Source organism: Coprococcus sp. AF16-22 (assembly GCF_003461545.1).
Taxonomy (GTDB): Bacteria; Bacillota; Clostridia; order Lachnospirales; family Lachnospiraceae; genus Coprococcus; species Coprococcus aceti.
In genome coordinates this window covers 1-22385 of the sequence record NZ_QTXH01000006.1, presented here as the reverse complement: position 1 = coordinate 22385, position 22385 = coordinate 1, and the positions used below count along the sequence as shown (strand labels likewise).

General features: G+C 45.4%; 16 protein-coding genes. 15 read left to right on the top strand and 1 reads right to left on the bottom strand.

Annotation, left to right across the window (positions count from 1 at the left end; translation table 11 throughout):
• Positions 1-6: 6 nt before the first annotated feature.
• The 9 genes from DWW60_RS08020 to DWW60_RS07980 all read left to right on the top strand — a co-directional run bounded on the left by DWW60_RS08020 (position 7) and on the right by DWW60_RS07980 (position 11741).
• Entirely contained in the window at positions 7-4317 is a 4311-nt protein-coding gene (locus DWW60_RS08020) for a hybrid sensor histidine kinase/response regulator (RefSeq protein ID WP_117874937.1), read from the top strand.
• Positions 4318-4389: 72 nt separating this feature from the next.
• On the top strand, positions 4390-4881 hold the full coding sequence (gene purE, locus DWW60_RS08015; protein ID WP_015535082.1) for a 5-(carboxyamino)imidazole ribonucleotide mutase: 492 nt from the start codon (positions 4390-4392) through the stop codon (positions 4879-4881).
• A gap of 127 nt (positions 4882-5008) precedes the next feature.
• Positions 5009-5974, top strand: a complete 966-nt coding sequence (locus DWW60_RS08010; protein WP_117874935.1) for a Rossmann-like and DUF2520 domain-containing protein — start codon at positions 5009-5011, stop codon at positions 5972-5974.
• Positions 5901-6728: a 3-methyl-2-oxobutanoate hydroxymethyltransferase gene (gene panB / locus DWW60_RS08005; RefSeq protein WP_015535079.1), complete on the top strand. Its 828-nt coding sequence runs from the start codon at positions 5901-5903 to the stop codon at positions 6726-6728. The genes DWW60_RS08010 and panB overlap by 74 nt, the downstream gene beginning before the upstream one ends.
• A gap of 14 nt (positions 6729-6742) precedes the next feature.
• The gene (gene panC / locus DWW60_RS08000) at positions 6743-7588 is read left to right on the top strand and encodes a pantoate--beta-alanine ligase (protein WP_015535078.1); all 846 of its coding nucleotides are present in this window, start codon (positions 6743-6745) and stop codon (positions 7586-7588) included.
• A gap of 35 nt (positions 7589-7623) precedes the next feature.
• Positions 7624-8844 carry a bifunctional phosphopantothenoylcysteine decarboxylase/phosphopantothenate--cysteine ligase CoaBC gene (gene coaBC / locus DWW60_RS07995; protein WP_055223400.1) on the top strand — a complete coding sequence of 407 codons (1221 nt, stop codon included), beginning with the start codon at positions 7624-7626 and terminating at the stop codon, positions 8842-8844.
• Between the two features lie 13 nt (positions 8845-8857).
• Positions 8858-9322, top strand: coding sequence for a VanZ family protein (locus tag DWW60_RS07990; RefSeq protein ID WP_055223402.1), 465 nt, complete (start codon positions 8858-8860; stop codon positions 9320-9322).
• Positions 9309-9623, top strand: a complete 315-nt coding sequence (locus DWW60_RS07985) for a hypothetical protein (protein ID WP_015535076.1) — start codon at positions 9309-9311, stop codon at positions 9621-9623. Before DWW60_RS07990 ends, DWW60_RS07985 begins: the two co-directional genes overlap by 14 nt.
• Positions 9624-9635: 12 nt before the next feature.
• Complete coding sequence (locus DWW60_RS07980; protein WP_117874933.1) at positions 9636-11741, top strand: aminopeptidase; 2106 nt, start codon at positions 9636-9638, stop codon at positions 11739-11741.
• Positions 11742-11832: 91 nt separating this feature from the next.
• On the opposite strand, the gene DWW60_RS07975 is transcribed toward DWW60_RS07980, so the two are convergent.
• Positions 11833-14142 (bottom strand): diguanylate cyclase, encoded by a 2310-nt coding sequence (locus DWW60_RS07975; RefSeq protein WP_117874931.1) that lies wholly within the window; start codon positions 14140-14142, stop codon positions 11833-11835.
• A 225-nt stretch (positions 14143-14367) separates the two neighbouring features.
• On the opposite strand from DWW60_RS07975, the gene purM reads away from it, so the two are divergent.
• The 6 genes from purM (at position 14368) to radA (ending at position 22005) form a co-directional block, all read left to right on the top strand.
• Entirely contained in the window at positions 14368-15393 is a 1026-nt protein-coding gene (purM, locus tag DWW60_RS07970; RefSeq protein WP_022216884.1) for a phosphoribosylformylglycinamidine cyclo-ligase, read from the top strand.
• A complete protein-coding gene (purN, locus tag DWW60_RS07965; protein ID WP_117874929.1) occupies positions 15387-16013 on the top strand; it encodes a phosphoribosylglycinamide formyltransferase in 627 nt (208 codons plus the stop codon). Before purM ends, purN begins: the two co-directional genes overlap by 7 nt.
• A gap of 11 nt (positions 16014-16024) precedes the next feature.
• Positions 16025-17296, top strand: a complete 1272-nt coding sequence (gene purD, locus DWW60_RS07960) for a phosphoribosylamine--glycine ligase (protein ID WP_022216882.1) — start codon at positions 16025-16027, stop codon at positions 17294-17296.
• 188 nt (positions 17297-17484) lie between these two features.
• Complete coding sequence (locus DWW60_RS07955) at positions 17485-19968, top strand: ATP-dependent Clp protease ATP-binding subunit (RefSeq protein ID WP_117874927.1); 2484 nt, start codon at positions 17485-17487, stop codon at positions 19966-19968.
• Between the two features lie 235 nt (positions 19969-20203).
• Positions 20204-20620, top strand: a complete 417-nt coding sequence (locus tag DWW60_RS07950; protein ID WP_022216880.1) for a hypothetical protein — start codon at positions 20204-20206, stop codon at positions 20618-20620.
• A 23-nt stretch (positions 20621-20643) separates the two neighbouring features.
• On the top strand, positions 20644-22005 hold the full coding sequence (gene radA / locus DWW60_RS07945) for a DNA repair protein RadA (protein WP_022216879.1): 1362 nt from the start codon (positions 20644-20646) through the stop codon (positions 22003-22005).
• Positions 22006-22385 lie beyond the last annotated feature (380 nt).

Below are 22385 nucleotides of genomic sequence, written 5' to 3'. Positions count from 1 at the left end.
GAAAAAATGAGAGATCATCAAAAGAAACTTATCATATACGTGATAATACTTGCCGTGGCGACAGTGATGTGGCCACGGCTTAGTGTGTTTGCAGATGAGGATTTTACATCAAATTATAACCAGAGGACATTCTCCGATACCGATGGGTTTGACAGTGGAGAGGCAAATTGTGTGTGCCAGTCTGTGAGTGGATACATATGGATAGGTACGGACAACGGACTTTACAGGTATGACGGAAGTGAATTTACACTGTTCTCACTGGACGGTGACGAGGATGCCACGAAATATTCGATCAACTGCATTTATCTCACAAGTGATGAGAAGCTGTATGTTGGAACGGACAACTATGGACTCTACATGTATGATAACGGAACCTTTCAGAGAGTTTCCGAGATGTACAATCTGGGTGTGTCGACCATCAACGCCATGTACGAGGACGATAACAAGAATCTGTGGATAGCGGCCTCGTCGGGAATATTTCGTCTGTCATCTGACGGTGCGGAAGCTCTGGCTGATGATGTCGTGTCAGGACTCAGCGTGGGAAATATATCAGGACATGGGGACTATGTGTATGCAATAGCCAATAATGATATTTTGATAACCGTTGATCCTGAAAGACATGTCTCCATAACCAACAAGTCAGAGTACAGGGTCGACGATATAAACTCACTGTATGTTGACGAGAATGGCAACAGATATTATGGATCCGCCGGATACAGCATCCTTAAGATAGGAACAGACGGCAAGAATGAGATCATCAACACGGGCAACCTTCACGGAATCAACAAGATATATTCGGATGGCGACAACATCTGGGCGCTTGCCGATGACGGTGTTGGATATATCTCATCAAAGGGTAATGTGACAGCCATCGGGGGACTGAGCTTTAACGAGTCGATGAGCGATATGATCATAGACTTTGAGGGCAATTACTGGTTTACGTCATACAGAAAAGGTATTCTTCAGTTGGAGAGGAGCAAGTTCCAGAATGTCACCATGAAGTACGGCATAGACAGCTCCATCGTGAACTGTGTGACGAGCTACAATGGCAACACGTTTATAGGAACTGATGAAGGTCTGTATATCGTAGATTCAAATGGCAAGCTTGTGATGAGTGCGGACAATGAGCTCGTATCAAAGCTCAGCGGTATAAGTATACGAGATCTGTATGTGGATTCGGACGATCATCTGTGGATAGCTACATATAAGATATATGGTGTAATAAAGGTGAGCCGAAACTGGCAGTACAAGAGCTACAGCCGTGGAGAGTCATCACTCATAAGCAATGCCGTGAACTGTATAACTGAGATAAAGCCGGGAACGGTGGCGGTTGGAACAGAGAACGGTATATCTGTGATAGAGGGCGATGATGTCGTAAAGAGCATATCGAGACTGGATGGACTTGATAACCCTGACATAATCAGCCTGTACGCAGACGAGACCGGCGAGCTGTATGCCGGTTCCAACGGCGCTGGCGTGTTTATAGTTGACACGGATTATACTGTCGGCAAGATGAAGCTGGATGATACCCAGAAGATGAGCGTTGTGTCAAGTATGGTCCGCGGAAGCAGCGGTTTGTGGATAGGAACGGACAATGGTCTGTATTATCAGGAGGGAACCGTCAGACAGGTCACCACCGTGGATAACACCAACGGTATATACGATCTCATAATGGACGATCAGGGATACCTGTGGATGTTTGGTTCCAGAGGTTTATACAGATATTATGAGAAGGATATACTGAGCAATGCCTCACCTGAATATATAAGCTTTACGAAGAACGACGGAATAATATCCAACATAACAGAGAAATCAACCAACTATGTGTCAAAGACAGGCGTTGTGTATGTGTGCTGCGATGAAGGGCTGTGCAGGATAAATCTCAATTCAGAGTATGTGAACGAGGTAGCTCCTAGGGTTCGTATTGCCTCCATAGAGGTGGATGGAACTGAGCATCAGTTCTCAGATCTGGACGGACAGATAGATGTGCCGAAGAACACCAACAGAATAACTATCAAGTTCTCAGTCCTTAGTTATGTAAACCGTGCTGACATATCAGTGGAGTATTACCTTGAGGGCTTTGAGAGCGAGAAGAGAACGCTCACGGGAACTGACAAGATGGAGGTCGAGTACACCAATCTTGAGGGAGGTACTTACCGTTTTATGTTAACTGCAAAAAATGCGGACGGCGTGGAGTGTGAACAGCCGCTTACATTTGTCATAGACAAGGAACTTGGTTTTTTCGAGACGAATCTGGCAAAGATGCTCCTTGTGATATTTATAGTTCTTCTTATCTTAGTGGGAATAGCTGTTGCGAGAAGTATCTTCAAGCTTCTCAGAAGACAGAACGAGCAGGTGGAAGAGCTCAGCAAGAAGAGTGAGGAGGCGGAGAAGTCCAATCAGGCAAAGAATGATTATGTAAACTATCTTAATCATGAGATAAGAACTCCACTCAATAACATAATCGCCATCTCAGAGCTTGCCATGAGAAACTGTCAGGATACCCAGAGTGATGAGTATGCACAGTACGGTGCCATGTATGCTGCGGGAAGAGAGATACTCGATATGTCCGATGGAATATCGAAGCTTTCAAACCTCAAGGACGACATCATAGAGCCGGAGTACAAGCAGTATTTTGCCTCGGATCTCATAGATGAGCTCTCCGACGAATTCAAGTCCATGGTGAACAGTGATCTCATCGATCTCAAGGTCAGCATTGAGGACAAGATACCGAACGGACTCATAGGAGATATGACGGCGGTGAGAGAGATTCTTGAGAACATATTTGCATGGTCCGCAAATACTACAAAAGAGGGCTATATAAGCATAGACATTGACTGGCGTATAGCCAGAAGAGCTGACGAGGATGTAGATGAGGCGGAGGCCGAGGATTACACAGTCAGTGAATTCTCGGAGCTCATAGAGGAACCGGAGACTGAGATATCCCGAATATTTGACAGGGATCACGATGAGATATATCTGGACTTCAAGATATCGGATACAGGACTTGGAGTTAAGGAAGAGAGACTTGGAACATTGTTTGAGCTGGATGATTCCTATGAGAGATCAGATATAGGAATGTTCAGAGTCAGTCTTGGCCTTGCCATAGCCAAGGAGCTTGTGCGTATGCTGGATGGAAGCATCAGCGCAGAGAGCATATATGGCGCAGGAACGACCATACGCTTCAGCATCAAGCAGTCAGTGTTTGATTATAGTTATGTCAACTACAATGAGAGAAAGCGCAAGGAGATGGCGAGAAGAAATGCCAATTCACATCTGTGGCTGCCAGATGCCCGCATACTTATAGTGGACGACTCAGAGCTTGCATTACAGGTGGAGAAGACCATATTTGATACATATGGTCTGGCGTGCGATACAGCCACATCGGGATTTGATGCACTTGATAAGGTCATGGTGGAGAATTACGATATGGTATTTATCGACACCGTTATGCCTGTCATGGATGGACTGGATACCGTCAGGGAGATGAGAAATCTTGACGGTGAGGAGTACAAGAAGATGCCTATCATTGCGCTGTCCGCCAACACGGTCGAGACATCCAGAGAGGAGATACTCACATCGGGCTTCAACGATGTCATAGTTAAGCCGATAGAGCTCGATCAGGCAGAATCCATGCTGAGGACTTATATATCGGAGGACAAGATAAAGGAGAGAGACACAGAGCTTTCCCAGTCCGATGATGACATCAACTATATGGAGGATGCAGTCCTGCTTGGAAGATTTGTGTCCGTGGAAGATTCCGTCAAAGCCATGGGTGGAAGCTTCAGAACCTTTAACACATTTGTCAGAAATTACAGGGATGAGTACCGGGAAGAGGTACAGCAGCTCAGAAAATATATAGACGACGATGTGAGAAAGTACAAAAATATAATCCATGACATCAAGAGCAGCAGTGCAAATATCGGGGCTTACGGAATCGAGCGCAAGGCGGCCAACCTGGAGTCTGCGATAAATATCGGAAACCAGCAGTATGCCCGCGATAATACCCGCGATTTTATAGCTATGATGAACGACTTCTTCAAGCAGATAGACAAGTACATGTCAAAGATAAATCATGTGGAGGAGCCTGCTGAGAAGGAAGTCCGGGATGGAATAAACAAGAGCAAGCTCAAGGAGCTCAGGGCATTCTTGAGAGCGGGGGACCGCGGACCTGTGGAGGACCTTATACGTGATATTGACAGGTACTCCTACGGAGATATAGACACAGAGTTCTTCACTGCACTTAAGGAGTATGTGGGAACAGGAGATTACCAGACCTCCAGTGAGATGATAGACCAGTATCTCAACAGTATCTAACATTATATAAAGTGCGCAGGCAAAATAAGCCTGCGCTGCAATATAAATAAACAAGAAAAGAGGAAATGAAAAATGAGAGTAGCAATTATCATGGGATCAACAAGTGATCTGCCAAAGGTTGAGCCGGCAGTATCAATTCTTAAGAATTACGGTGTGGAGGTCGATGTGAGATGCCTTTCAGCACACAGAGCACACGCAGGACTTTCAGAATTCATCGAGGAAGCTAACAATAACGGAACAGAGGTCATAATCGCAGCTGCAGGAATGGCGGCAGCACTCCCTGGAGTTGTGGCATCACAGACAGTTCTCCCTGTTATTGGAGTACCTCTCTCAGGCGCAACTCTTGATGGAATGGATGCACTTCTTTCTATCGTTCAGATGCCTTCAGGAATCCCTGTTGCAACAGTTGCGATAAACGGAAGCAAGAATGCTGCATATCTTGCCCTTCAGATAATCGGTGTCAACAACGAGGCAGTCAGATTAAAGCTTCAGGATGAGCGTAGAGACATGGAAAAGGCTGCCATGAAAGCTAACGAAGAAGTAATAGAAAAGTTTAAGTACTAACTTTACAATTAAAAAGTGGAATGTTAGTATGTTGGATGGATGGTATTCGAAAGAAGCTGTACCTGAATCATGCTTCCACAGGAAGCGCATACACGGATACTGACAACAGATTTAAGCAGGTGATTGTATGAGGATTGGATTTATTGGAGCTGGAAAAGTCGGATTCACATTTGGCAGGTATATCGCAGAGAAGAGAGAGCTTGTCAGAGAGAAAACGGATGGAGCATTGTGCCTGGAGGTTGGTGGATATTTTAGCGCCAGCAGACAGAGTGCGGAGCTTGCAGCAGAGTTTACCGAGACCTGTGTGTACGACAGCCTGGAGCAGCTGTGTGAGTATAGTGAAATTATTTTTCTCACCGTTCCTGACGGACAGATAGGAGAGGTGTGGAAGAGTATAAAGGATCTTGACATTCGTGGCAGGATCATTTGTCACGCCAGTGGGGCGATGACATCAGATATTTTCTCAGGTATAACAGAGGCGGGAGCCTTTGGTTATTCGATTCATCCTATGTATGCAATAAGTTCAAAGTACGAATCCTATAAAGAACTGGACAATTCATTTTTTACAGTTGAGGGAGATGACAGACATGTCGATAAGGTATGTTCTGTCATAAGAGCCCTCGGCAATAGCTGTGTGCGCATTGATGGTACCGACAAGGTGAAGTATCACGGCGCTGCGGTGTTTGCAAGCAATCTGGTAACAGGGCTGCTGGCGGTTTCACAGGAGCTTCTGACACAGTGCGGCTTCTCGGCGGAGGAGGCACAGAGGGCTATAGTGCCTTTGTTCCTCGGCAATGCGAAAGCTGCGGCTGACAGGGGAACGGTTGACAGCCTGACAGGGCCTGTTGAGAGATGCGATACAGAAACTGTGAGAAAGCATCTGAATGCATTGAGCGGAGATGAACGGAGCGCATATGCTGCGGTGTCCAGATGCCTTGTGCCGGTGGCAGAGAGAAAGCACCCGGACAGAGATTATAGCGGTTTGATACGTCTACTGAACGGAATAGGAGAATTTAATTATGAAGAACACGACGGCAACACTCAGGCAGATGAAGGGAACGGACAAGAAGATATCCATGATCACAGCGTATGATTACACCATGGCGAAGATCGTGGATGAGTCAGGAGTCAACACTATTCTTGTTGGAGATTCCCTGGGCAACACTATCCTCGGATATGAGGACACGATCTCTGTAACTGTTGATGATATGATACATCACAGTGCAGCGGTGGCAAGGGGCGCAAAGAATGCTCTTGTTATCACAGATATGCCATTTATGTCCTATCAGACAAGCGTGTATGACGCGGTTGTCAATGCCGGAAGGATCATGAAGGAAGGACGTGCCGGAGCGGTGAAGCTTGAGGGCGGTCAGGACATGTGTCCGCAGATAAGCGCCATAGTCAAGGCGAGCATACCTGTATGTGCACATCTTGGACTCACACCACAGTCTATCAACGCATTTGGCGGATTCAAGGTGCAGGGCAAGACAGAGGCTGCAGCCAAGAAGCTCATAGAGGATGCAAAGGCTGTTGAGGAGGCAGGCGCATTCATGCTCGTAATGGAGTGCGTACCGGAGAAGCTTGCGAAGATAGTCACAGAGACAGTAAGCATCCCTACCATAGGAATAGGCGCAGGCCGTTACTGCGATGGACAGGTGCTTGTAAATCAGGATATGTTTGGCATGTATTCAGACTTTGTTCCAAAGTTCGTAAAGCAGTTTGCAAATGTGGGCGATGTTATGAGAGGTGCGGTTAAGGCTTATATCGATGAGATAAATGCCGGAACATTCCCGGGCCCTGAGCACACATACAAGATAGACGATGAAGTAATAGAGAAGTTATACTAAAGGAGAAAACGATCATGGTAATTTTAAAGAAGATAGATGAGGTAAGAGCGCAGGTTAAAGAGTGGAAGAAGCAGGGACTTACAGTTGGTCTTGTTCCTACAATGGGTTATCTTCACGAGGGACATCAGAGTCTTATCAAGAAGTCAGTGGAGCAGAACGACAGAACAGTTGTAAGCGTATTTGTAAATCCTATACAGTTTGGACCAAACGAGGATCTTGAGAGCTATCCAAGAGATCTTGAGGCTGATGCAAAGCTCTGTGAGAGCACAGGTGCAGACATCATATTCAATCCGGAGCCTGAGGAGATGTACGCAGACGGCTTCGTGTCATTCATCAACATGACAGGACTTCCAAATGCACTCTGCGGACTTACACGTCCAATACATTTCAAGGGTGTATGTACAGTTGTAGGAAAGCTCTTCAATATAGTTACACCTGACAGAGCATACTTTGGACAGAAGGATGCCCAGCAGCTTGCCATCATCATGAGAATGGTCAAGGATCTGAACTTTGATATAGAGATAGTCGGCTGTCCGATCATAAGAGAGGCGGACGGACTGGCAAAGAGCTCAAGAAACATCTACCTCACACCAGAGGAGAGAAAGGCTGCAGTAGTTCTCAGCAAGGCCGTAAAGCTTGGTCAGGACATGATAGCTGACGGAGAGAGAGACGCAGCGAAGATCGTTGGTGAGATGAAGAAGCTCATCTCTGCTGAACCGCTTGCAACTATCGACTATGTAGAGATGGTCAATATGGATACCATGCAGTCCATAGAGAAGGCAGAAGGACATGTACTCTGTGCAATGGCAGTCAAGTTCGGCAAGGCGAGACTGATTGACAACTTTATAGCTGAGTTATAGAATACAGCCTTTGAAGAAAGGATAAAATACACAGTATGTTAAAAGGAAAGACAGTAGTTCTCGGAGTCACAGGAAGCATTGCGGCATATAAGATAGCCAATCTGGCAAGTATGCTGGTGAAAAAGCATGCGGATGTGCATGTCATCATGACGGAGAACGCAACAAACTTTATCAATCCGATCACATTTGAGACGCTCACAGGCAACAAATGCCTGGTCGATACATTTGACAGGAATTTCCAGTTCAACGTGGAGCACGTAGCACTGGCAAAGAGGGCGGATGTGTTCATGGTGGCACCTGCGTCGGCCAATATAATCGGCAAGATAGCGGGGGGAATAGCAGACGATATGCTCAGCACAACGATCATGCCGGCAAAATGTCCTAAGATCATAGCACCGGCCATGAATACCGGAATGATAGAGAATCCTATAGTACAGGACAATATAAAGAAGCTTGAGTCATATGGATATGAGATAGTGGAATCCGCAACTGGATACCTTGCATGTGGAGACACAGGCAAGGGCAAGCTCCCTGATGCGGAGGTTCTTCAGGATTATATCCTTAAGGCCATAGCGAAAGAAAAGGATATGGCCGGGGTGAGACTTCTGGTTACGGCAGGCCCTACCCGTGAGGCCATAGACCCGGTCAGATATATAACGAATCACTCCACAGGCAAGATGGGATATGCCATTGCCAGACAGGCCATGCTCAGAGGGGCGGACGTCACCCTGGTCACAGGCAAGGTGGAGATAGAACCGCCGAGATTTGTCAATGTGGTTGACATAACATCGGCTCAGGATATGTACGAGGCTGTCATGGACAGAAGTACAGAGCAGGACGTGATCATCAAGGCTGCTGCGGTGGCTGATTACAGGCCTGCAGAGGTGGCAGAACACAAGATCAAGAAGGCTGATGGAGACATGAGCATCAAGCTTTCGAGAACGAAGGATATTCTGCTTGCACTTGGAAATCAGAGAATTGAAAAGGGGATACAGGATCAGATCATCTGCGGATTCTCCATGGAGACGAGGGATCTCATAGAGAATTCAAGGAAGAAGATAGATTCAAAGCATATAGATCTTATTGCGGCAAATAATTTAAAGGTCGCAGGGGCGGGATTTGGTGTTGATACCAATGTTCTCACTCTCATTACAAGGGACAGTATCAGTGAACTTCCGATGATGTCAAAGGAAGAGTGTGCAGACATGCTTCTTGACAGAATAATGGAGATGCGTAAAGTTGCAGACCTGTCCTGACAGGAGTAATATTTTGAAGCAGATAGATAGAAAAAAACTCAGGGCTGTGTGCTCTGTGTTGTTTGTGCTTTATATAATCTGTATCGTTTACTTTCTTATTTTCAGCGATATGTTTGGCAGAGGGGGATATGATGAACGCAGATACAATCTTCACCCTCTGCAGGAAATACAGCGATTTATTACATACGGTGATCAGATGTCGCCAATGAGTGTATTTCTGAATCTCTATGGCAATATAATCGCATTTATACCGTTTGGTATGTTGCTCAGATGGGCGAGAAATAAGAACACGACATTTGTACAGGCTCTGCTGTACTCTCTGGGATTTACACTTGTCATAGAGACGGTGCAGTACATAACCAAACTGGGTGTGTTCGATATCGATGACATCATCATGAATACGCTTGGTGGAGTCATAGGATATTGTATATATTACGTTACAGCAAAACTTATCAGGAGATATCATGCAAAGAAGTAAGGAATTCAAAGTTTCGACACCGGGTCTGCCGACGGACACCATAATTGGATACTTTCTGGGCGGATTTGGCGGAGTGTTTGTGGTCATATCCATCATAAAATCCATACTTACCCAGGGAAAGGTACAGAGGGTGTACGGAGTCCTCATGGTCAGCGCGATGCTGATGGCATTTACAGGCCTGGTATTCTCGGCCATAGGCTACAGGGCGGACAACGGAGGTATAACAAACAAGAAGATGGCGATCATACTTAATGTTATAGTTCTTGGAGCGTCTGTTATATTTTTATTGATGGGATTATAGAAAGGGCATGCGATGAATTATTATAAGAATCTTACAGAAGAATATGATGATATAGAAGAGCGCTATGAGCTTATCATGGAACGTGTGAGACAGATAATCCATGAATCGCTGGTAAAGGAGCCGTACAGAGATTATTTCAGTCATGTTGCCGGATTTATAGCTAGAATAGGAGATGTTCTGGAACTGGTAAAAAATGACGCACTGCCAGACAGGAGCCTTGATCAGCTTCAGGCGATGAACCATGGGCTGTACAATGACATACTGGGAGACAACTACAATAGAAGCTATGCAAATTACAGATATATCATGGGTGAGTTTTCAAAGGATTACACCCGTGACAAAGAGGAGATAAAGCGCATCGCCCAGCTTCTGGGATTTGTGTACAACGAGATAAGAGGAATGACAGTGTACGCATTTGAGGGCAGAGTGGTTGACATAACTTTGTTTGCGGAGCTGTTTGTCCAGATATATTTCATGTTTCAGGATGATTTTTCCGTGAAGGATCTGGAATCCGCTGTGTATTATTTTGAGAACGATTATGCCGAGTTCTGGATTACGTACAGGATAAGAGAGCAGCTTGACCCTGATCTCACATTTGCGACGGATATCATTATGAACAGCGATTTGGGCGATGTCACGTATCTGTACAGATATGGAGAGTATGTTGGAAAAAATGAGATCGACACGGCGATTTTCATGAGTACCCTGCCGGATTCAGAGATAGAGGCCATGGCAAGAACATTCACCAAGGGCTACAGACTGGGATTCGAGGCTGCCGGAATAGATCTCTCGAAGAAGAAAACTGTAAATATCCGATATTTCCTTGGACAGGAGAGGATGATAAGAGCCGCGATACTGCAGTTTGAGCAGATGGGTCTGAGGCCGATATGCTACCGATATGCGGCAAACAGGATCAACAGGAGACTTATACACAGGATAGGTTATTCGTCAAGCGTTCCTAACAGACAGCTCGAGTACGATCACAGGATGGATGAGGCACTCTTCATGGACAAGAAGCTCATGGAGAGAAAGCTGGAGGTGCTCAGACAGGCATACAAGAATATGGCCTATGAGGCTTCAGTATATGCGGGCCCTGCGGTGGTCGAGGTGTTCGGCGAGAACCCATTTGAGCCGGAGAACAGTGAACTGAATCCTGTGCTCGACAAGAAACAGCAGGAGGCTGCGATCTCATACCGCACAATGAGTTCACAGATCGTAAATGAATATATAGCCCAGGATCAGTGCAGCTTCACTATAATAGCATACCCTGTGCCGGAGATTGGAGATAGATACAGAGATATATTCAGGGATACTGTCAGGATCAACACACTGGACAATGATCTGTTCAGGGCGATCCATCAGAGTATGATAGATGAGCTTGATAAGGCTGAACACGTGAGGGTTGTCGGTCAGGGAGCAAATGTGACTGATATGACCGTTATGATGCACGAGATGACAGATCCATCGAAGGAGACCAACTTTGAGAACTGCGTAGCCGATGTGAATATACCTGTTGGAGAGGTGTTCACTTCACCGAAGCTCACCGGAACCCACGGAATATTAAACGTAAGTGAAGTATTCCTAGACGGCCTGAAATATGTGAATCTCAAGCTTACATTTGAGGATGGAAAAATAGCGGACTATACATGTGACAACTATCCGGATACGGAGAAGAACAAGGCGTATATAAAGGAGAATCTTCTGGGCGGAAGGGATACACTTCCTATAGGAGAGTTTGCAATAGGAACAAATACGACAGCATACGTCATGGCAAACAAATATGACATAGTGTATAAACTGCCTATCCTCATAGTTGAGAAGATGGGACCGCATTTTGCTGTGGGAGATACATGCTATAGCTGGAGTGAGGAAAATGTGCTCCACAATCCTGATGGCAAGGAGATCGTGGCAAAGGACAATGAGTGTTCTATTCTGAGAAAAACAGATGTGTCAAAGGCGTATTTCAACTGCCATACAGACATAACAATACCTTACGATGAGATAGGAGGAATATATTCCGTTCATCCGGATGGAACTGAAGTTCCGATCATCGAGAAGGGCAGATTTGTCCTGCCGGGAACAGAGAAGCTCAATGAAGCGCTGGATCAGGCAAAGTAGACCTATAGGACAAAAAGAGACAGATATCTATTTCGGTCGAAATAAATATCTGTCTCTCTTTATGTATATATCTTTGTTCTGATACTGAAGATTACTTCAGTATGGACATTCTCTTGTATCTCTTGTTTGAGTAAAGTGCCGTGTCTGCCTGTGAGAGTAGATCCTCGATGGTCTGTTCTCCATCGCAGACAAATTCAGTAACACCAACGCTCATCTCTATGAAGTATGGCTTGCCACAGGTTGCGTTCAGCTCGGCTGAGAAATCCTTGATCTTGCGCTGCACTTCGGTGACGTAATCGGAGTCGTCTATAAATGCAAAGCATACGAACTCATCGCCGCCTATTCTACCGATGACATCATGTGGACCAAAGCTCTGGGACAGGATGTTCGCGATGTTCTTGAGGGCGAAGTCACCGTCCTTGTGTCCAAATTTGTCATTTACAACTTTCAGTGAATCCATATCAGCGAAGAGAAGTATGGCCTTCATTCCACAGTTTGACGGAATGTTGATATAGTATTCAACCCGCTCCATAAATCCACGTCTGTTATATATACCCGTCAGCTCATCTGATGTCGACAGGTGGTTCAGAAGCTCGTTCTTCTCGTGGATCTCGTTCAGAGACATCCTGAGCTGTTCCTGCGTGATGTTCTGCTCACGGAGCAGCGACATATATTTCAGTGCTGCACCGAGCTGCAGGCTGGTGGAATATATGGAACTGAAGTGAGCCACATCTGTGTTGCATATGAACACTCCGTGTTGATCCTCGTTTGTAAATATAGGAACTATGACGGATGTAAAACGCTTGTCATAGTATGTATATTCGTTGTCAAAAATTTCTACAGAAGGAACCCTTCTGGACTCTCCGAAAAGCACCTGACAATTGTTCGGGTTGAAGAAAGCCTGAAGGAAGACTGACTTTGGAACGATCCAGCTTCCCGTGTCTGTGATGCGCACAGGATCGTCGTATGTGTAGATGTAAGCTCCTTCGTAATTCAGCCCCTGAAGCTTGTGGAGGATGGATGTGTATGTCTTGCCAAGATCCTCGCCGTATGTCAGGGTGTCACGGGTTATGTATATTGATGACCAGCCCATCATCTTGTTCTCGTATATCGTGTTGTAAAGCTGATTCGAGATGAAGAGTGATATGGTGTTGGTTATGGTCGTGTTAAGTCTGTTGAACTGGAGACTCTTGGCTGCAGACAATTTACAGCTTGAGAAGATGGAAGCCAGTTCACGGAACATGTATGCTGTTTTCTGGACAGAATAAAAATCGGTCAGGTCAGATTCGAGAATACATTTGAGTTCATCGATGATCTTGTTCTGTGGATACTCCGTATCAATGTCGCTCTTGATCACGGATACTATATCAATGAGTATCCTGTTGTATGCGGACATGACCTTGGATGCGTAGAATGAATCTGCAATCTCACCGAAGAGACGGCCATCAAGAATATCGATGATGTCTGGTATATCCAGATCCAGCAAATGTCTGCCATCCTTCATCAGGTCATTCTCTGTGCACAGATGACAGCAGCAGGACAGTCTGTTTATAAGTCTGGAATCCAAAGCCTCGGATTTCATGTTGCCGGTCTGGGCAAGTCTCACCGCCGCATACACTGCACGGAAACCGAGCTCACAGGAATTGATATTGACTGTGGTGAGGGGGGGATCCATGTTGACGGAAGATGGTGAATCGTCAAAACCGATGACTGACATGGTTTCTCCTATGCGTATTCCTCTGGACTTGAGTTCTGCATAACCGCCTATTGCCATGCGATCATTTGCAAATACGATGGCATCGGCATCCGGGTTTACATCCAGAAGCTGTGCAGTCTCCTCCTGACAGTATTCTGCGAAGTCGCCGTGTATTATCATGCGGTCCTCAACGCTGAGTCCGTTCTCAGAGAGAACCTCTCTGTATATCTTGAGTCTGAGATTGCTGTCGGTGTTGTCATCCTTGCCGGCAACAAAGCATATATGCTTTCTCTTGTGTTCTTTTATGAGATGTTCTATGGCATCCCTCATTCCTCTTGAATTGTCTGTTCTGATGCATGGATATCCCGGAAGCTTCTCCTCCAGTGTGAGGATAGGTATTCCATCAAAATGGGAAAGGAAAGAATTCATGTCCTTCTCCGATAACAGAGATGATATAGCTCCGACGGAGATGATAAGTGCGTCCAGACACTCAGGATGTGCATAGTAGAAAATCGAATTATACTGGTAATCATACAGTTGATTGGCAGGATCATAAAAGGAGGCATTCAGAAACATGCCCGGAAATACGATGAGATTGCAGTCAAGTTCCTTTGCTGCGTATTCAGCTCCTTTGCAAACCTCTGTTGCGTAATCGTTATCAATATGACATGTAAAAATACCGATGTTCAATCTGTTGTTGGTCATGCGGGTGCTCCTTTAGTAACTGCTTTTGCTGTAGTATAATCGACTGTTATATATTGCGGATAGCTATAATCACAATATATTGTGATTATACCACACGTTCACCACATTATCAATTTGTAATCATCTCAATCTTTACAAAGTATTCGATATAATCTATAATTTATTGGAATATTTGAAAAGGTGCCGGTGCGCCTTGTACAAAACAGATAACAGGAGGATAAGAAATTGGATTACAAGAATGCCGGAGTAGATATTGAAGCTGGATACAAGTCTGTGGAGCTTATGAAGAAGCATATCAAGACAACCATGAGACCCGAGGTACTTGGCGGAATTGGTGGATTCGCAGGAGCTTTCAGTCTCGCTAAGATCAAGGATATGGAAGAGCCTATACTTCTGTCAGGAACAGATGGATGCGGAACAAAGGTTCAGCTCGCTTATATTATGGATAAGCATGACACCATCGGAATCGACGCAGTGGCAATGTGTGTGAATGATATCGCATGCTCTGGTGGAGAGCCACTTTTCTTCCTTGACTATATAGCATGTGGCAAGAACTATCCTGAGAAGATTGCAACTATAGTAAGCGGCGTTGCAGAGGGATGCAACCAGTCAGGAGCTGCCCTCGTAGGTGGTGAGACAGCAGAACATCCGGGACTTATGCCTGAGGATGAGTACGACCTTGCAGGATTTGCAGTAGGTGTTGTTGAGAAGAAGGATCTTATTACAGGAGAGAGCATTAAGCCTGGAGATACACTTATAGGTATCGCTTCAAGTGGAGTGCACAGCAACGGTTTCTCACTTGTAAGAAAGGTTTTCGAGATGACAAAGGAATCTCTTGATACATATTACGACGAGCTTGGCAAGACACTCGGTGAGGCACTTATTGAGCCTACAAGAATCTATGTAAAGGCTCTCAAGTCAGTGAAGGATGCAGGCATTACGATCAAGGGATGCAGTCACATCACAGGTGGTGGATTCTATGAGAATATCCCAAGAATGCTTCCAGACGGAGTTCGTGCTCAGGTTAAGAAGGATTCATATGAGGTACCGGCTATATTCAAGCTTCTCGCAAAGAAAGGCGATATAGATGAGCATATGATGTACAACACATACAACATGGGAGTTGGTATGTGTCTTGCTATAGACCCTGCAGACGCAGATAAGACTATTGCAGCTATAGAAGCTGCCGGCGACAAGGCATTTGTTCTCGGTACAGTTGTAGCTGGTGAAAAGGGAGTAGACTTATGCTAAAGGTTGCAGTTCTGGTATCAGGCGGCGGAACCAATCTTCAGGCCATCATAGATGCCATAGATAATAAAGTCATAACAGATACGGAGATAGTTGCGGTCATAAGCAACAATAAGAATGCATTTGCTCTTGAGAGGGCGAAGAAGGTGGGAATAGCAGCGGAGGTCGTAAGCCCTAAGGATTACGAGGATAGAGCCAAGTTCAACGAGGCACTTCTCGCAAAGCTTCAGGAGACCGGAGCTGACCTTATAGTTCTCGCGGGATATCTCGTGGTCATACCTGAGATAGTGATAGATGCATATCCGAATAAGATAGTCAACATACACCCATCACTCATACCTGCATTCTGCGGAACAGGCTACTATGGACTCAAAGTTCATGAGGCAGCCCTTGCAAGAGGTGTCAAGGTAGTGGGTGCTACGGTTCATTTTGTCGACAAGGGCACTGACACAGGTCCGATCATCATGCAGAAGGCGGTTGCAGTACAGAATGGCGATACACCGAAAGCTCTGCAGCAGCGTGTGATGGAACAGGCTGAGTGGAAGCTTCTGCCTGCGGTTATAGACAAGATCGCCCATGGCAAAGTACATGTTGAAGATGGAATTGCAGTTGTAGAAGATTAGGAGGAATATCCATGAAAGTATTGGTAGTAGGAAGCGGCGGAAGAGAGCATGCTATAGTTACAAGTATTTCAAAGAGTGATAAAGTATCCAAGATATATTGTGCACCTGGCAACGCAGGTATCGCAGCACTTGCAGAGTGCGTTGATATAGGTGTGATGGATTTTGACAAGCTGGTTGCATTTGCAAAGGATAAGGCAGTCGATCTGGTTGTTGTTGCACCGGATGATCCGCTTGTTGCAGGTGCGGTCGATGCATTTGAGGCAGCCGGTATCAGAGCATTCGGACCTCGTGCAAATGCAGCGATCATAGAGGGCTCAAAGGCGTTCTCCAAGGATCTCATGAAGAAGTATGGCATACCTACAGCGGCTTATGAGAACTTTACAGATGCCGATTCAGCGCTCAAGTACCTTGAGACAGCCACATTCCCTATAGTTTTAAAGGCTGACGGGCTTGCACTCGGCAAGGGTGTTCTCATATGTAATGACCTTGAGGAGGCAAAGGCAGGCGTCAAGGAGATCATGCTTGACAAGCACTTTGGTTCAGCCGGAAATACCATGGTAATAGAGGAGTTCATGACAGGACGTGAGGTATCAGTCCTTTGCTTCTGTGATGGAACAACGATCAAGCCTATGACTTCAGCACAGGATCATAAGAGAGCAAAGGATGGAGATCAGGGACTCAACACAGGCGGAATGGGAACATTCTCCCCAAGTCCTTTCTATACAAAAGAGATAGACGAGTATTGCATGGAGAACATCTACAAGCCAACCATGGCTGCCATGAAGGCAGAGGGCAGAGAGTTCAAGGGAGTTCTGTTCTGCGGACTCATGATGACACCAAATGGTGTTAAGGTTCTCGAGTACAATGCAAGATTTGGCGATCCTGAGGCTCAGGTAGTTCTTCCTCGTATGAAGAATGATATTATCGATGTCATGGAGGCATGTATCGACGGAACACTTGATAAAGTTGATCTTCAGTTTGAGGACAATGCGGCAGTGTGCGTAGTTCTTGCATCAGACGGATACCCTGTATCATATGAGAAGGGCTATCCTATACATGGACTTGAGAAGTTTGACGGCAAGGATGACTACTTTGTATTCCATGCCGGCACAAAGTTTGACGGTGATCAGATCGTGACAAATGGCGGCCGTGTACTCGGTGTTACAGCAAAGGGCAAGGATCTTTTCGAGGCTCGTGCGAATGCATATGCTGCGACAGAGTGGATCACATTTGACAACAAGTACATGAGACATGATATAGGTAAGGCTATAGACGAGCAGTAATCTATAGATATATATTTACGGAAGAGGTTTTGAGAGAATTTGTCTCAAAACCTCTTTTGTATTCCTGTAATATATATGTTATAATGAAGCACGCTGATGCGTGCGTAGGTCATCGCGCTTACGCACGACGACATATGCTATAATGAAGCGCATAAAATCCTAGATTATTTAGATTTGAGGTGGACTGAATGAAATTACCGTACAGCAAAGAATCTGACATAGTTATAAAAGAGGCAAACAGGGTGGCGAGGAAGCTTGGACAGAATTTTGTCGGAAGCGAGCATTTTATCGTTGCACTGGCATCTGTAGCAGATACAACAGCGTACAGTATTCTGAACGAGAATGGTCTGGATATAGTTAAGATCATAGATGCGTTGAAGTATACATTGGAACCCGGTGGAGTAGTCACAGGGGAGAGAGACAAATATACGATGAGCGCAAGAAGGATTCTCGATGACTCACAGTATGAGGCGAGAAGACTCAATTCCCAGGAGGTGGGAACAGAGCATATCCTTCTGGCACTTATAAAGGAGACAGACTGTGTAGCTGTAAAGCTTATGGCATCAGAGAATGTAAATATCCAGAAGGTGTACACAGACATACTTCTGGCCTGTGGAAGCGATGCGAATACGGCAAAGAGAGAATATGCAGCACTGAAAAAGTCGAGAAATAAGAGCAAGACATCCACACCTACACTGGATCAGTATTCCAGAGATCTGACAGAGGAAGCACGGATGGGCAATATGGATCCGGTCATCGGACGTACAAAAGAGATAGAGAGAGTCATGCAGATACTCAGCAGACGAATGAAGAACAATCCATGTATGGTCGGAGAGCCGGGTGTTGGAAAGACTGCTGTTGTGGAGGGCATAGCATATCTCATAGCCCACGATGAAGTGCCAGATACTGTAAAGGGTAAAAGGCTTCTTTCGCTTGACCTTTCAAGCATGGTTGCCGGTTCCAAGTACAGAGGAGAGTTTGAGGACAGGATAAAGAAGGTCATCGGAGAGGTCATATCGGATGGCAATATCATATTGTTTGTGGATGAGCTCCACACACTCATAGGGGCGGGAGGCGCTGAGGGCGCAATAGATGCGTCCAATATACTGAAGCCGTCCCTGTCACGCGGCGAGATCCAGATGATAGGTGCTACGACTCTGAACGAATATCGGAAGTATATAGAGAAGGATGCGGCCCTTGAGAGAAGATTCCAGCCGGTGTACGTGGATGAGCCTACAAGGGATGAGGCAGTGGAGATACTCAAGGGACTCAGACCATGCTATGAGCAGCATCACAATGTCGATATAAGCGATGATGCGGTTGAAGCTGCGGTGGATCTGTCCATCAGATATATAACAGACAGATTCCTGCCGGACAAAGCCATAGATCTTATGGATGAGGCATGCTCCAGAAAGAGGCTCGGATTCTCATCGGACAGACATAATTATGAGAAGAAAAAGGCTGTGGAGGCTGAGCTTACAACGCTCAACGACGATCTGGAGAAGGCACTCATGGCTGGCAATATAGAGGCGGCGGCAGAGGTGAGCGCGAGACAGAAGGAGCTTGCAAAGAAGAATGCAAGAAAGCAGTCTTCCAGCCAGAGAAATATCACAGTTCAGGAGAACGATATTGCGGATGTTGTGTCCGTGTGGACCAAGATCCCTGTGAGCAAGCTCACGGAGAAGGAGTCAAAGAAGCTTGAACGCCTTGAGAGTGAACTTCACAAGAGGGTAGTTGGCCAGGAGGAGGCTGTTACAGCCGTATCACGTGCTATCAAGAGAAGCAGAGTCGGACTTAAGGATCCGAAGAGACCGATGGGATCATTTCTGTTCCTCGGACCTACAGGTGTCGGTAAGACAGAGCTTTCCAAGGCTCTTGCAGATATAGTATTTGGAAGTGAGGATGCCCTGATAAGAGTTGACATGTCGGAGTACATGGAGAAGCACAGCGTGTCCAAGATGATAGGTTCACCTCCGGGTTATGTAGGCTTTGAGGAGGGCGGACAGCTCAGTGAGAAGGTCAGGACCAATCCGTATTCTGTTGTGCTGTTTGACGAGATAGAGAAGGCGCACAGCGATGTGTTCAACATTCTCCTTCAGGTACTTGATGACGGACATATAACGGATTCCCAGGGAAGAAAGGTGGATTTCAAGAACACCATCATAATCATGACCTCCAATACAGGGGCACAGGGTATAGTTGACCCTAAGCAGCTTGGATTTGTCACGGTAAGCGATGAGACAAAGGAACATGAGAAGATGAAGAGCAATGTAATGGATGAGCTCAAGAGAACCTTCAAGCCGGAGTTCCTGAACAGAATAGACGACATAATCGTGTTCCATGCCCTGAGCGAGGCAAATGTAAAGGATATAACCGGACTTATGTTAAAGGAACTTAAGAACCGTGTCCAGACACAGATGGATATTGAGCTTAAGTTCACCGACCATGCAAAGAAATATATCTTTGGAAAAGGCTATGACAAGAAGTATGGAGCAAGACCACTCAAAAGGGCTATTCAGACATATGTGGAGGATGTGCTTGCGGAGGCGATGCTTAGAGGTGATGTCAAAAAAGGTGATACAGTCACAGTGTCAACGAAGAAAAAGAAGGAAGCCGACGGAAAAACCACTGAGAAAATATCACTTACAGCGAAACAAAAGACAGAGGAATGATGTCGGATTAGATATTTGTGATGTGAGCATGATATACAGTAGTGCCAAGTGCGGAAAAATAGCAGTAGAAATTAATATGAAATATTGGTGAAAATGCATAATTTTGTAGAAAAAAAGGATGCATTACTGTATAATGAAAATCACTAACGGATAGTATACAGAGATTATTGATATATATCAGGATATTATTGCGATAGAGTTCAGATCATACAAAAACAACAGGAGGATAAGATCAATGTCAGTAGTAAATGAATTGATAAATGCACAGGGGGAGTCATTGGAATTCGGTAATTATGAGCTTGGAGCAAAGACCAAGAAGGACGGTTTTGAGTTCCAGGGAGATATCTACAAGATAAAGACTTTCAACGAGATCACAAAGCTTGAGAAGAACGGAATGTTCGTATATGAGTCAGTACCGGGAACAGCAGTACATGGTTTCAAGGCTGATGAGAACGATGTTACATTTGTAGTTGAGGGACCAGAGAATGCGTCCATCACACTTGAGCTTGAGCCTGAGACAGAGTACAAGGTTCACGTAGACGATGTATATGTCGGCAAGAACAAGACCAACCTCGGTGGCAAGATGAGCATAAGCGTAGATCTTGAAGAGGGCAGACCAGTCAAGGTTGATGTTAAGAGAGCATTTGACTAATATAGCATACACAGGAGATATTTATGGCAAAAGGAAAACAGGTGTTTTTTTGCCAGGAATGTGGATTCGAATCGACAAAATGGATGGGACAGTGTCCCGGCTGTAAAGCGTGGAATTCATTTTGCGAGGAGAAAGTGACAGTAGGCGCCAAGAGCCAGTCCGGTAGAAGGGCTGTCGTGGCGCCTACAAGCATTTTGGAGGTGGAGACCACCGACGAGACGCGTTTTACCACAGGAATAGGCGAATTAAACAGAGTATTAGGCGGCGGGATAGTGAGCGGATCCCTTGTGCTGGTGGGAGGAGATCCAGGTATAGGTAAATCCACCATATTGCTGCAGATGTGCAGGAATATGTCAGAGATGGGACAGAAGATACTTTATGTGTCAGGTGAGGAGTCCCTTTCACAGATAAAGATGAGGGCAGAGCGTATCGGAAATTTTACAAAGGATATGCTGCTTCTCTGTGTCAACAATCTCGAGGATGTGGAGGAGTATGTCAAGAAGGACACTCCAAAGGTCATTGTTATAGATTCCATACAGACCATAGTTACGGATGACGTGGAGTCTGCACCGGGAAGTGTATCCCAGGTAAAGGAAGTTACAGCCAGACTCATGAGGATGGCGAAGCAGACAGGGATCGCCATATTCATAGTAGGACATGTTACCAAAGAGGGAACCGTGGCAGGCCCAAGAACCCTTGAACATATGGTAGATACAGTTCTCTATTTCGAGGGCGAGCGTAATGCCGGGTTTAGAGTCCTTCGTGCAGTAAAGAACAGATTTGGCTCGACAAATGAGATCGGTGTATTTGAGATGAAGGGAACCGGACTTGCAGAGGTGAAGAATCCGTCACAGCTTATGCTGGATGGAAGACCTGATGACACATCCGGGTCTGTAGTAGTATGTACAATGGAAGGAACAAGACCGATATTGCTTGAGATCCAGGCTCTGGTGTGCCAGTCAAGCTTCAATCTGCCAAGAAGAACAAGTGTGGGACTCGACTACAACAGGGTAAATCTCTTGCTTGCTGTTCTTGAGAAGAGAGGCGGCATAGTTATGGCGGGCTGTGATGCATATGTGAATATAGCCGGAGGTATGCGCCTTGATGATCCGTCGGCAGATCTGGGAATAGTATTTGCTCTTGTATCAAGCTTCAAGAACCGTGCCATACCTTCTGATATGGTCATGTTCGGAGAGATGGGACTTTCAGGCGAAGTGCGTGGAGTGTCAGGTGCTGAGCAGAGAGTACGCGAGGCCGCAAAGATGGGATTTAAGACCTGCATCATACCGAGATCCAATCTGGACAATGTGAAGAAGATGAAAGACCTTGGAGACATGAAGGTGGTAGGTGTCGCAAATATACAGCAGGCACTGGAGTATATATAGAAGAAAATATTCAATCATATAAAGCACGATAATAGCGGTGAGCATGGCCACAGTATCATTTGGTATTGTGGCCAAAATTATTTCGTGTAAAATTCAATAAAAGTGCTTGACTTTGCCAAATGATGGTGGTATCTTATAAAAGCTGTCGCGTGAGACGGTGTCAAAAACTTCTATAAAGTATCAGATTTTGAGATTTATTCGTTATATAATCACCTGGTTATGATACGAAATCAGTTTATAAGAGCTGATGAAATAACTTGAAAAAAGATGAAAAAAGTTGTTGACATTAAAAAATGAATGTGATAGTATTTAGAAGTTGTCGCTGAGAGGCGAGAACACAAAGAACCTTGAAAAATTAACAACATGACAACCCTGAAATT